Source organism: Microseira wollei NIES-4236 (assembly GCF_020521235.1).
GTDB classification, from domain to species: Bacteria; Cyanobacteriota; Cyanobacteriia; order Cyanobacteriales; family Aerosakkonemataceae; genus Microseira; species Microseira wollei.
The window spans coordinates 1-11,006 of record NZ_BLAY01000245.1; the positions used below are offsets into that span (position 1 = coordinate 1).

An 11,006-nucleotide genomic window follows, 5' to 3' on the forward strand; every position below is an offset into this window, starting at 1 on the left:
CTGGCAATCGCCTATAAAGGGCACGGCAGGCGAAAATATGGCACAAATGCCACAAAACTGGCGGATGCCGTCCCCCTACCCCTGGCAATCGCCTATAAAGGGCACGGCAGGCGAAAATATGGGATAACTGCCACAAAACTGGCGGATGCCGTCCCCCTACCCCTGGCAATCGCCTATAAAGGGCACGGCAGGCGAAAATATGGCACAAATGCCACAAAACTGGCGGATGCCGTCCCCCTACCCCTGGCAATCGCCTATAAAGGGCACGGCAGGCGAAAATATGGGATAAATGCCACAAAACTGGCGGATGCCGTCCCCCTACTCAGCAACGCCCGTTATTTTTTAGGCTGGTAGCCCAATCAAAAGCGCCATTTGGGATTTTATACCAAATCCGCTTACCCCCTGTATTCTCTCTCTTCCTCTTCTTCTTGGCGTCCAGTGCGTCTACCCTACGGGAAGCCGCTGCGCGTCTATGGCGGTTCGTTTAAAAAGGGAGTGGTGCAAGCGGATTTAGTATGACCCCTTTGGCGCTTTTTTGATTAAAATATTCAAAAGATGCCAGTTTAGAAATAATTGATACAAAATTATTTTTGCTGAAACGCTAGGGTGTTATTGATAGAAACTTGCAACGGAAATTCACTGACAGGCTCTTGAAATCGCCATCTGCCTATCTACTGGTATCCCACGGCAGTCGCGACCCTCGGCCTCAAGCGGAGGTCGAGAAGTTGGCTTTTTTGGTATCCCAGAAGCTGGAAAGTGGCAACTGGGTAGGCACGGCTTGCCTCGAACTAGGTTCTTTGCCCTTACACGGGCAAATTGAAGCATTTGGCGCACGGGCGATCGCATCCAAGTTTAACCGCCTCCAAATTGTACCGCTGTTTCTCTTACCAGGGGTGCATGTGATGGAAGATATCCCCTATGAGGTGGATATCGCCAGATCTAAGTTAGACTTGCCAATCGAGATCCGGCATCATTTGGGGGTTCATCCGGATTTGGCACGGTTGTTTGCCAATCAAATATCTTCAGATGATGCAGAGGGGAAGATTTTGCTATCTCACGGTAGTCGTCGCCCCAAGGGGAACCAGCCGGTGGAGGCGTTGGCTGCTTGTTTGGGCGCGATTCCTGCCTATTGGTCTATACCTCCGAGTTTGGAGTCGCGGGTGCAAGAGTTAGCTATCGCTGGAAAGAAAAAGGTGTGCATCATACCTTACTTTTTGTTTCCCGGTGGAATCGCGGATGCGATCGCGAGTGCTGTTGATGTACTCTGCCAAGAATTACCGGCTGTAGATTTCAGAATGACAGCGCCTATCGGTGCAAGTACTGAGTTGGCAGATTTGATTTTAGATCTGGTTAGAGAATGAACCACGAAGACGCGAAGGACACGAAGAAAGAGGAAAGAAGGTGTGTGGGTAAGGTTTATCTGGTGGGCGCGGGACCTGGCGATCCGGGTTTGATGACGCTGAAGGGGAAGGGGCTTTTGGCTTGTGCGGATGTGGTGATTTACGATGCCCTGGTGAGTCCGGAAATTCTGGCGATGATTAATCCCCAAGCTGAAAAAATCGATGCGGGTAAGCGTCGCGGGCGTCACTCTTTGGTGCAGGAAGAAACTACTCAGTTATTGATCGAAAAGGCGCAGACGCAAGCAATTGTGGTGCGGTTAAAAGGGGGGGATCCGTTTATTTTTGGTCGCGGCGGCGAGGAAATGGAAGATTTGGTGGCTGCGGGTGTGCCGGTGGAAGTGGTGCCAGGGATTACTTCGGGGATTGCCGCGCCTGCCTATGCTGGTATTCCTTTGACCCATAGGGGGTATAGTTCGTCGGTAACATTTGTGACAGGGCATGAGGGGGCGGGTAAGTATCGTCCGGCGGTGAATTGGAGCGCGATCGCTCGCGGTTCGGAAACGATTGTGATCTATATGGGGATTCACAATTTACCCTATATTGCGGAACAACTCCAAGGTGCTGGGTTAAGTGGGGAAACGCCTGTGGCGTTAGTGCGTTGGGGGACTCGACCCGAACAAGAAGAGTTGTTGGGGACTTTGGGAACGATTGTGGCGCAAGTTGAGGCGACGGGGTTTGCTGCGCCGGCGATCGCTGTAATTGGAAAGGTTGTCAACTTGCACGGTATTTTATCGAGTTGTCGTCCTTGATCGAGAAACCCGGTTTCTTAAACAATACCATCACCTTGCATCCCACACCCTGAAGGGTGTGGCTGCACAAACAAAGGCTGCCTTCGCAGCCTGTAATAAATTTAGCCCGCGCAGGCGGGCTTTGTTTGTGTAGCCCCAGGCTTTAGCCTGGGGGGGTTGGGGGGGTTGGGAGGGTTGGGGGGGTTGGGGGGGTTGGGGGTGGGAGCGTTTGATTTAGGTATCAATTTCTTGGTATAAGTAATCGGGCAACTCGCCAATCGATTTGCCGATCGACTTCAGCAATTGATCTAAGGCTTTCATTTGCTTGACAGTGAATGTGGGTACGTTCTTGCCTAGTTCCCAGCGGCCGATCGTTTGCGACGAAACACCAAACTCTCGCGCCAGATCTTCTTGGTTAATACCCAATTCTTCCCTGAACTTCTTCAAATGCGACTCTTGATCTTCTGGACGTGGAGCAGGCTTTTTCGGCATAACTACTCTGAGCCTTCATCTTGAGTTGACTCACCTAAATACAGCCTAATAAATGTTTCTGCGGCTTCTGAGTTCATAGTTCGTAAGGCTTTTACTATTCCTACCACAGTCTCGGCTGTGGGATCTCTCTCCTCGTGAACCCATTTGTACACCGCAGATCTTTCGATACCCATTGCGACTGCTAGTTTGTTTTGGCTGATGCCGTATGCTTTTAACACTTCCCTAAGAGATTTCCCTGCTTGTCCCATGCTCCTAATCGTGTCAGAGGAGCATGACCTAGTAAATGTCATCTTTTCAGACTACATTGTGTATAATGGTAAGAAGTCATCTTAAAAGATGACGTTAGTTGTCTGACGTACTCAGAAAGTTAGAAACCAGCAATCCTTAGTTTCTGAGGCTCCGGCTTGCTGGCTCTGGCTCCGTTATTCAATGGAGGTAAATTCAATTATGACTTATCGGCAACGCTTGCAGTGCTGGGCAATTGCTCGCCTATTACCCAGCCAAAAATGGGCTATTATTGCGCGCTTTCGCAGTCGCTCTGATGCAGAGGGGCATTTTCAGTTTTTGCGGCGGAAAGTACCGAATGTTTCGTTCAAGGTTGTGTTTGATTTAACCAGCCAGAACTAAGAATCGAAAGGCGATCGCACTGTAAAATCAACAGCAGCGATCGCCCTCGTCACCTAAAAAACGCTTTAGTTACCGCCAGATTGAACGGATTTATTGGTTTGGTTGGAGTGTTGCGGTATCAATTGCCACTTCCCATCCGCATCTTTCTCATAGCCTCGCTTCACGCTATTCCAAGCAACATCAAGAGCGCCTTGTTGACTCATACCGTCTTCTTGGGCGCTCTTAAATGCAGCCTTGAAAATATTTTGGGCGCCTTGAGGCATTTCTTTTACTTCACCAGGCATTTCGTTCATTTGTTCGGTCTGCATAAACCTAGTCCCCTATTTCAGTTCTAGGTTCATGGTAGATAGGCAAACTTGCCAATTCCTCCTCTACGAGATAGAAGAAAATTTAGTTACCCGTCTATCTTAAGCATGGTGAAAATTTTAGACCGGAACGGTTAATTGAGCGGGGGGTTGTTCTTGGAACAGTACCGTACTGAGATAGCGTTCGCCAAAACTCGGTTGTATCATGACTATCAAGCGACCTTCATTTTCTGGGCGTTTTGCTACAACAATCGCAGCATACAAAGCCGCCCCAGCAGAAATTCCTGATAGCAATCCTTCTTCTTTTGCTAAACGACGACTGTAGGCGATCGCTTGTTCATCTGTTACCTGAATCACTTCATCAATTAATTCGTGTTGGTAAACTGCTGGCACAAATCCCGCCCCAATACCTTGTATTTTATGCGGTCCTGGTGTACCGCCGGATAAAACTGGACTGTTGGCGGGTTCGACTGCGATCGCCCTAAAACTCGGCTTGCGCGATTTAATTACTTCTGCTACTCCTGTAATTGTCCCGCCCGTACCAACTCCAGCAATTAAAATATCTACTTCCCCATCTGTATCCGCCCAAATTTCTTCGGCGGTAGTTTCCCGATGCACTTTCGGGTTGGCGGGGTTGCGGAATTGTTGCAACATGAAGGCATGGGGCGTTTTGGCGACAATTTCCTCGGCTAGTGCGATCGCCCCCCGCATCCCTTGCGCCCCTGGGGTTAACTCTAATTGCGCCCCATAAGCTTTCAGCATGGCGCGCCGTTCCATACTCATCGTTTCCGGCATCGTGAGTATCAAATGATACCCTTTCGCCGCCGCCACCATCGCCAGTGCAATCCCCGTATTCCCAGAAGTTGGCTCGACTAAAATTGTTTTTCCAGGTTCAATTAACCCTTCTTTTTCCGCCACATCTACCATGCTCATCCCGATGCGATCTTTCACCGAAGCCGCTGGATTCATGCTTTCTAGCTTCACCACAATTCGCGCCAACGCCCCTTCTGATTGGGGAATTTTATTTAACTGCACTAAAGGCGTCCGTCCAACTAACTCGGTGATATCTTTGGCAATCCGCATAAGTGTTTTCCTCAGGTGCTAAATCGAATAAATTTAATTGGGCTATCTGCGCTAGAGAAAGCTTAATATATTTATTATACTACGGTTTTTTTGATGTATTTACTATATTTTATACCTACTTAATATTTAGACTGAAGTCCCTGGGCGTTTTAAACCAAGCTAATTTAAGGCGGATAACTTTACGGTGAGTTATACTACTTTTTTTTGGCAGAAGATCCGCGCCAAGAAACCGGGTTTTTCGGCAAAATCGTCGAGGAATTAGAGATTGCAGCAACAAACCCGGTTTCTGGATTCGGAGATAGGGACTACACTTTAAACTTCTCGGTAATCCGCTTCATTGCTTCTTCCACATTTTCCCGACTATTAAACGCAGAAATGCGGAAATAACCTTCCCCAGCAGCACCAAAACCAGAACCAGGAGTTCCGACTACATTACAAGTGTGCAGTAATTTATCGAAGAAATCCCAACTCGATAAATTATTCGGCGTCTTCACCCAAACATAGGGTGCATTTATGCCGCCATAAACGGCAATTCCGGCTTCAGAAAGTCGATCGCGAATAATTTTGGCATTTTCCAGATAGAAACTAATCAATGCCTTAACTTGCGCTTGTCCTGACTCGGAATAAACTGCTTCTGCACCTCTTTGCACGATGTAAGAAACGCCGTTAAATTTAGTAGATTGGCGGCGATTCCATAGTTTCCACAGTTCAACATCGGAACCGTCGGCAGCTTTGGCGGTGAGGTTTTTTGGTACTACGGTAAACGCACAGCGAGTGCCGGTAAATCCGGCTGTTTTGGAGAAAGAACGAAATTCGATCGCGCAATCTTTTGCCCCTTCTATTTCGTAGATAGAATGGGGAATATCTGGAGCGGTGATATATGCTTCGTAAGCCGCATCGAAGAATATAATCGATCCATTCGCTTTGGCATAATCTACCCAAGCTTTCAGGTGTTCCTTACTAGCAGTAGCACCCGTGGGGTTATTGGGGAAGCACAGATAAATTAGATCGACTTTTTGGGTAGGAAGCGAGGCGGTGAAGTTATTTTCTGCGGTAATTGGCAGATAAACTAAGCCTTCAAATTCGCCTTTTTCGTTAGCATTGCCAGTATTTCCCGCCATGACGTTAGTATCGACGTATACGGGATAAACAGGGTCGGTGACAGCGATCGCATTATCTTTGCCAAAGATATCGAGAATGTTCCCGGTGTCGCATTTAGAACCATCGGAAATAAAGATTTCATCCGCATCGATATCGCATCCGCGAGAGTGGAAATCGAATTTAGCGATCGCTTCCCGCAACCAAGCATACCCTTGTTCCGGGCCATAGCCTTTGAAAGTTGCGCTCGCGCCCATTTGGGTCACCGCGTCGATCATCGCCTGGCGACAAGCTTCTGGTAAAGGTTCGGTGACATCGCCAATCCCCAAGCGGATAATTTTCGCATCCGGATTTGCCTGTGCAAAGGCATTCACCCGTCTGGCAATTTCGGGAAAGAGGTAGCCAGCTTTGAGTTTGAGGTAGTTATCGTTAATCGTTGCCATGTTCAATCGCGAAGAACGCCGTTAGTAAAGCTTACTGCGAATTGTCTCCCTTGGTGAAAGCGATATTTTCAGCCTCGACAGTAAAACCTTGAAAGACTTACACTGGATCTACGCGCCACCCAATTGAGTAAAGCTATAGTTTAATGCCAACTGTGCCAGAATTCAGAGTTTAAAAAGGGGTGGCTTGAATCGACTCCCCACAGTCTGGGGAAACTAATTAATTAAATGGAAACAACTGCCATGAAAAAAGCCATCCCAAGCATTCTTTCTGCCGCCTTCTTGCTGTCAATTCCAGCAGGCGTCAACGCTCAAGATTGCGTCAACTGCTGGATTAATCCCAGAACTGGCATCCTAGAAGATTTAGATAATGTTATTTATCGGCAAAACAGGCGAGTTGCTCCTGTTAATCCAGCCGAAAGTGCAAATCAAACTACGCCGCAAAACAGTCCAGTTACTTCTGCAAATCAACCCGCGCGCGGGAATCAAACCCCTGCGGTTATTGTTTATGGCAGACCAACTTGCGGTTTGACAAGCGGAATGATGCGCCAATTAGACGCAAATAAGATTCCTTACGAATTCAGGAATGTCGATAGCGACGAGGCAAAGAATCGGGAAATGTGGACTTTGATCCGCAACTCAGGAACATCAGTAGGTGATTCGGTTCGCTTACCCGTGCTTTCAGTCAAAGGCATAACTTTGATTAATTCCTCGATTGATGATGTCAGAGGAGCGTTGCGTTAACGTTTTGATTTGGGTTAGCGATCGCATCCCATGCTCAAAACAACCCGAATGCGATCGCTACTTATTTGAAACAGGGTTGGGAGACGCCGCTTGGCTTTAGTTCTAAGAAATTAAACTTCCGGTTCAATTTCCGCTGCTCTCAGTTGAGCAGCTAATCTTTCGGCGCGTTCAGTTCCCCAAAGTAATAGGAAACCATTTTCATCCCACCATCGCAACCAATAACCTGTGGGATTTTCCCTGGTTCCCTGCCAAATTCCCAAAAATAAATTCATTGGTTCAATCCAATAGCGGTTATTTGCATCGGGACTGCGTAGCTGGTAGCGTTCTGAATTATCTAGCCAATCAACTTCTAACTCTCCTGAATCTGGTTCAAATATCCCATAGTTGGGAACTTTTAAAACTCGTTCTTAGAAGAACCATTTTCCTGGTGGATAGGTGGGTTTAATCGAATATTTTTTCCCTTCTGCATCAGAGATAAATTCCATAATAATAACCGGAATATCGCCCTGAAGTTGGGGAGTATAACTGCGTTTCACTTGCAATCGGGGAACTCGAATCGCAGGAATATAAGCTTAGTCTGGCGCTTTGACAACCATTTTTTGATTAACGGTAGCGCCGAGCCGGTAGTTGGTCGTAGTCAGAGCATTTTCTGGTAGCTTTCCTGGGATTTGCCAGCTTTCTGTTAAAGCCGCAGCAAGAGATGCTTGATTGATGTTATCCACGGGTTCGTCGTCTAAAACAAAGTCATCGGGTAGTTTTTCCCAGGTAATTTCGTAAGTGGCTGTACTGGCTAACATATTTTAGTTGAGGCGATCCTTTTGGCTCTACTTTAGCGCGATCGCATCCCTGGTTATAGGTGAGGGGGCATAATTACTCTGAGTCTTAATTCTGCCGCTCCGATGACTCGAAGGAAGGATCTTTCTGCCTCACCCAGGTTGCAATCAATATTGGTGGTAGGGGCACGGCAGTAGAAAACCTTCAAGTTTTGGGCAAAGCCTATTGATGCCGTGCCCCTACAATCTTTAACTGTGTTGCATCCAATTGAAAACGGCTGTAATTCCGATGCAACCGGAATCGATATGACTCATTATCAGTTCGTCTCTGAGCTTTTTCAGGTGTGACTGCAATCAATATTGGTGGTAGGGGCACGCCAGTAGAAAACCTTCAAGTTTTGGGCAAAGCCTATTGATGCCGTGCCCCTACAATCTTTAACTGTGTTGCACCCAATTGAAATCTCAGTCTTCATTCTCTGTTGGTTCACCCAAGTACAGCCTAATAAACGCTTCTGCCGCTTCTGAATTCATCCCTCTCAAGGCTTTGACTATCCCTACAACCGTAAGGGCGGTCGGATCTCTCTCTTCGTGAACCCATTTATAAACCGCAGATCTTGGAAGTCCCATTGCCGTTGCCAGTTTATTTTGGCTGATGCCATAACTCGTCAACACTTCCCTAAGAGCTTTACCCGCTTGTCCCATGTTGGGCGATCGCTATTCTGAATTAGGAAAGTAGCAAGATTCGCCATAGGTCTACCTTCTTCCTTCGCCCACTTTTCCAATGCTTCTGCAACTTCGTCCGGCAACGTAATTGTAATGCGCTTTGCCATTTCTCCCCGAACATCTTGACGCTTATCCATCATACTCTTTGCTGCGCTCCTTAGTTGGTAGCAGTTTTAGACAATTTATAGAATTTTTTATCTGCATCCTACATTTATTAGTTGCATATTACATCTAGATGCATTAAACTGAAGTTCATCATAGGCGATCTGGCAAGTCGCTAATTGATTTGCCAATAGATTTGAGCAATTGCTCTAAGGCTTTCATCTGCTTAACAGTGTAGGGGCAGCAAAAATGGCAGCCCCTACACAAACTTTCGCCTTACCTCATACGGCTGCAATCCGCTGTACATCGTTGCGAAAATCTGGGCGGTAACGTTTAGTTGACAGAAACCGGGTTTCTATCAAAAATCGTCGGTTTGGTAACTAGAGATCTACCCAGAAACTTTGGTGATAGCAACGCCCTGGCGTAAGTCCTGGTTGAGTGAGGTGGCTGCAGGCCACCCTACCGCTCAAGACTGCAAAATTCATCTATCCTCAGTAGAATTTCCCCATAATCTGGTATCCAAGCTAACCATTGATTCTCAGAGTATTCGCACAAGAGCCAAGCTTCATCAAAGCTGAACGCTGTGGGGGGGTTCAAAACTTTAACCCAGACCGAAGGTGCAAATTTGGGTGCGGGTGGGGTGGTGCGATCGCACAATCTTTCCCACGCACCCACGCTACCTACACTGACTGGTGTGGATGGCGACATCCTCGTACAAACATCCGATCGCAGTTTCATAACGACAATCCTTTGCAGCGAACTTTCGTGGCGCTGGAGTTGCCAGCACAGCCCTAAAAATTCAGGACTTACGCCAGGGCCTTGCCAGAAACCCAGTTTCGACCTCGATCTCTCGTTTCCAAACCAACGATTTTTCGTAGAAACCAGGAATATGCGTGTAAGTCCTGAAATTTTTAATTCCGTAGTTTACGATACAGAAGTTTTAGATTCAGTGTGGATTATTGTCTCATAAATTTACAAAAAGACGATGCCCGCTCTCAAAAGTAAAGTGGGGGTATTGGACTGGCGATCGCGCTAACAGCCTTGATTGCCGCGCGAACCGTTTGGCATCGTTGCCCCACATAGATTTGCCCCTGTCAAATCCGTACCCTCCAGCTTGGCATCCTTGAGGTTAGCACCCCTGAGATTGGCATCAACCAACGAAGCATCTTCCAGATCTACCCCGGTGAGATTGGCATTTGTGAGATTGGCTCCCCGGAGATTGGTATCAAACTTGACCGGACGGTCTCTGGAATTAAAAGCGGCTATTCCAGCCAAATTTCCAGTCAAAATCGAGAGTGCAGTACCGAATGCATCGAGCGCCATCTCTCCACGGGAGTAATTACCAGCGATACCCGACAACTTGACCGACGTGTCACCCAGATCTGCACCTTGAAGATCTGCGCCTTCCAAATTGGCAAACGCCAGCATCGCCCCTTCCAAAGTGGCGTTTTTCAGATTAGCGTTTGACAAATCAGCATTTTGCAACATTGCAGGAGCGGACAGCTTGGCTCCTTGCAGATTCGCTCTGAGCAGAGAAGCGCCTTGCAGATTCACCGCCCTCAAGTCTGCATTTTGCAATACAGCTTCTTGCATTGAACCAAGAGCGAGATTTACTCCTTTCAGATTCGCCTCCGTTAGGTTTGCCTTATCCAGGTTGGCGCCGACTAAATAAGCTCGCTCCAGCTTCGCGCCTTGTAAATTAGCGCCTGCCAAATTAGCGCCTTCCAAATTCACACCTTTCAAGTCGGCTGAACTCAGATTCGCGCCTGGCAAATTGCATCGCAGGCATTCTTTTGTTTCTAACAATTGCTTTACCAGGACAGATGGATCTGAACCAGACTCAGCCGTCTCGGATCGCACTTTCCCCACCGATAGCATCTCTGGAGAAATTGGCGGCATCTTCAACTGGCTTTTTAGAGAGGTTGCTAGCTTTTCATTGCTGAGAATTTCCACAAAATTGGTGCGATTTGAGCCTGCGGATTCGGATTGAACCAAAAATCCCAGTTCCACTCGATGAATTCTGTTCCATTGTTGATAATTCATAGCAAAAACCCGATCGAGGCGAACATTTACCACAGCGGTTCCCCGTTTATTATCCAAAAAATCGAGTTCTTTGCCTTCCTCGATGTAAAGGGTTAAACCTTGAGCGGTCGCAGCAATCTTGCATTTTCCGGATTGACGTTTCTTGCCTGTGTTGAAACCGCAGGCAGCTTCCTCACCCTTGCGTGCGTCTAGGGGAATGGGAATGATGAACTACCCCAACCTATAGACGGACGGGGTTTCTGTTCCCTCGTCCGAAGTACGGTTAGGCTTTTGACCCTTCACTTGCTTCAGTTGCCGCACCCTTGCCAGTATGCTTGCGCTTACTCGTCGAATTGGTAGAGCTAAAACATCCGTAGTCTACGGTCGGGTGAGGTTCGAGAGTCACCCCTCTTCCCTCCCCTAAGAACCGTGCATGAGACTTTCGCGCTCACACGGCTCAAGCCTTATC

General features: G+C 47.6%; 15 protein-coding genes and 1 pseudogene. 5 read left to right on the plus strand and 11 right to left on the minus strand.

Features of this window, described 5'->3' with window-relative positions; all coding sequences use genetic code 11:
- From MiSe_RS43915 to cobA, 3 genes are all read left to right on the plus strand, one after another.
- Positions 1-354 (plus strand): hypothetical protein (locus MiSe_RS43915; RefSeq protein ID WP_226592777.1); only part of this gene is annotated, 354 nt, incomplete at its 5' end.
- Positions 355-650: 296 nt separating this feature from the next.
- Positions 651-1,361: a sirohydrochlorin chelatase gene (locus MiSe_RS43920; RefSeq protein WP_226592780.1), complete on the plus strand. Its 711-nt coding sequence runs from the start codon at positions 651-653 to the stop codon at positions 1,359-1,361.
- Positions 1,358-2,149 carry a uroporphyrinogen-III C-methyltransferase gene (cobA, locus tag MiSe_RS43925; protein WP_226592782.1) on the plus strand — a complete coding sequence of 264 codons (792 nt, stop codon included), beginning with the start codon at positions 1,358-1,360 and terminating at the stop codon, positions 2,147-2,149. Before MiSe_RS43920 ends, cobA begins: the two co-directional genes overlap by 4 nt.
- Before the next feature lie 213 nt (positions 2,150-2,362).
- Here the strand turns inward: cobA and MiSe_RS43930 are convergent, their stop codons facing one another.
- Both MiSe_RS43930 and MiSe_RS43935 read right to left on the minus strand, forming a co-directional pair.
- The gene (locus MiSe_RS43930) at positions 2,363-2,620 is read right to left on the minus strand and encodes a helix-turn-helix transcriptional regulator (RefSeq protein WP_226592784.1); all 258 of its coding nucleotides are present in this window, start codon (positions 2,618-2,620) and stop codon (positions 2,363-2,365) included.
- 2 nt (positions 2,621-2,622) lie between these two features.
- Positions 2,623-2,868, minus strand: a complete 246-nt coding sequence (locus MiSe_RS43935) for a helix-turn-helix transcriptional regulator (RefSeq protein ID WP_226592805.1) — start codon at positions 2,866-2,868, stop codon at positions 2,623-2,625.
- Between the two features lie 199 nt (positions 2,869-3,067).
- On the opposite strand from MiSe_RS43935, the gene MiSe_RS43940 reads away from it, so the two are divergent.
- Positions 3,068-3,247: a hypothetical protein gene (locus MiSe_RS43940; RefSeq protein WP_226592786.1), complete on the plus strand. Its 180-nt coding sequence runs from the start codon at positions 3,068-3,070 to the stop codon at positions 3,245-3,247.
- Between the two features lie 65 nt (positions 3,248-3,312).
- Here MiSe_RS43940 and MiSe_RS43945 read toward each other — a convergent pair whose 3' ends face one another.
- The 3 genes from MiSe_RS43945 to MiSe_RS43955 form a co-directional block, all read right to left on the minus strand.
- Complete coding sequence (locus MiSe_RS43945; protein WP_226592788.1) at positions 3,313-3,555, minus strand: ChaB family protein; 243 nt, start codon at positions 3,553-3,555, stop codon at positions 3,313-3,315.
- Positions 3,556-3,672: 117 nt separating this feature from the next.
- On the minus strand, positions 3,673-4,635 hold the full coding sequence (cysK, locus tag MiSe_RS43950; RefSeq protein WP_226592789.1) for a cysteine synthase A: 963 nt from the start codon (positions 4,633-4,635) through the stop codon (positions 3,673-3,675).
- A 305-nt stretch (positions 4,636-4,940) separates the two neighbouring features.
- Positions 4,941-6,176 carry an LL-diaminopimelate aminotransferase gene (locus MiSe_RS43955; RefSeq protein ID WP_226592791.1) on the minus strand — a complete coding sequence of 412 codons (1,236 nt, stop codon included), beginning with the start codon at positions 6,174-6,176 and terminating at the stop codon, positions 4,941-4,943.
- A gap of 240 nt (positions 6,177-6,416) precedes the next feature.
- On the opposite strand from MiSe_RS43955, the gene MiSe_RS43960 reads away from it, so the two are divergent.
- On the plus strand, positions 6,417-6,917 hold the full coding sequence (locus MiSe_RS43960) for a glutaredoxin family protein (RefSeq protein WP_226592794.1): 501 nt from the start codon (positions 6,417-6,419) through the stop codon (positions 6,915-6,917).
- Positions 6,918-7,027: 110 nt separating this feature from the next.
- Here MiSe_RS43960 and MiSe_RS43965 read toward each other — a convergent pair.
- The 6 genes and pseudogenes from MiSe_RS43965 to MiSe_RS51675 all read right to left on the minus strand — a co-directional run bounded on the left by MiSe_RS43965 (position 7,028) and on the right by MiSe_RS51675 (position 10,943).
- Positions 7,028-7,714, minus strand: a pseudogene (locus MiSe_RS43965) (Uma2 family endonuclease).
- Between the two features lie 438 nt (positions 7,715-8,152).
- Complete coding sequence (locus MiSe_RS43970) at positions 8,153-8,392, minus strand: helix-turn-helix domain-containing protein (protein WP_226592796.1); 240 nt, start codon at positions 8,390-8,392, stop codon at positions 8,153-8,155.
- The gene (locus MiSe_RS43975) at positions 8,356-8,553 is read right to left on the minus strand and encodes a ribbon-helix-helix domain-containing protein (protein WP_226592798.1); all 198 of its coding nucleotides are present in this window, start codon (positions 8,551-8,553) and stop codon (positions 8,356-8,358) included. The genes MiSe_RS43970 and MiSe_RS43975 overlap by 37 nt, the downstream gene beginning before the upstream one ends.
- A gap of 421 nt (positions 8,554-8,974) precedes the next feature.
- On the minus strand, positions 8,975-9,253 hold the full coding sequence (locus MiSe_RS43980) for a hypothetical protein (protein WP_226592801.1): 279 nt from the start codon (positions 9,251-9,253) through the stop codon (positions 8,975-8,977).
- Positions 9,254-9,547: 294 nt separating this feature from the next.
- Positions 9,548-10,615, minus strand: coding sequence for a pentapeptide repeat-containing protein (locus MiSe_RS43985; protein WP_226592803.1), 1,068 nt, complete (start codon positions 10,613-10,615; stop codon positions 9,548-9,550).
- 205 nt (positions 10,616-10,820) lie between these two features.
- Entirely contained in the window at positions 10,821-10,943 is a 123-nt protein-coding gene (locus MiSe_RS51675; protein WP_264196998.1) for a hypothetical protein, read from the minus strand.
- Between the last annotated feature and the right edge of the window lie 63 nt (positions 10,944-11,006).

Bases quoted from the DNA above. Each gene is read 5' to 3' on its own strand.
- cysK (WP_226592789.1), bottom strand. From the start codon at position 4,635: ATGCGGATTGCCAAAGATATCACCGAGTTAGTTGGACGGACGCCTTTA.
- cobA (WP_226592782.1), top strand. From the start codon at position 1,358: ATGAACCACGAAGACGCGAAGGACACGAAGAAAGAGGAAAGAAGGTGT.
- MiSe_RS43975 (WP_226592798.1), bottom strand. From the start codon at position 8,553: ATGATGGATAAGCGTCAAGATGTTCGGGGAGAAATGGCAAAGCGCATT.
- MiSe_RS43945 (WP_226592788.1), bottom strand. From the start codon at position 3,555: ATGCAGACCGAACAAATGAACGAAATGCCTGGTGAAGTAAAAGAAATG.
- MiSe_RS43970 (WP_226592796.1), bottom strand. From the start codon at position 8,392: ATGGGACAAGCGGGTAAAGCTCTTAGGGAAGTGTTGACGAGTTATGGC.
- MiSe_RS43955 (WP_226592791.1), bottom strand. From the start codon at position 6,176: ATGGCAACGATTAACGATAACTACCTCAAACTCAAAGCTGGCTACCTC.
- MiSe_RS43960 (WP_226592794.1), top strand. From the start codon at position 6,417: ATGAAAAAAGCCATCCCAAGCATTCTTTCTGCCGCCTTCTTGCTGTCA.
- MiSe_RS43935 (WP_226592805.1), bottom strand. From the start codon at position 2,868: ATGGGACAAGCAGGGAAATCTCTTAGGGAAGTGTTAAAAGCATACGGC.
- MiSe_RS43940 (WP_226592786.1), top strand. From the start codon at position 3,068: ATGACTTATCGGCAACGCTTGCAGTGCTGGGCAATTGCTCGCCTATTA.
- MiSe_RS43930 (WP_226592784.1), bottom strand. From the start codon at position 2,620: ATGCCGAAAAAGCCTGCTCCACGTCCAGAAGATCAAGAGTCGCATTTG.
- MiSe_RS43980 (WP_226592801.1), bottom strand. From the start codon at position 9,253: ATGAAACTGCGATCGGATGTTTGTACGAGGATGTCGCCATCCACACCA.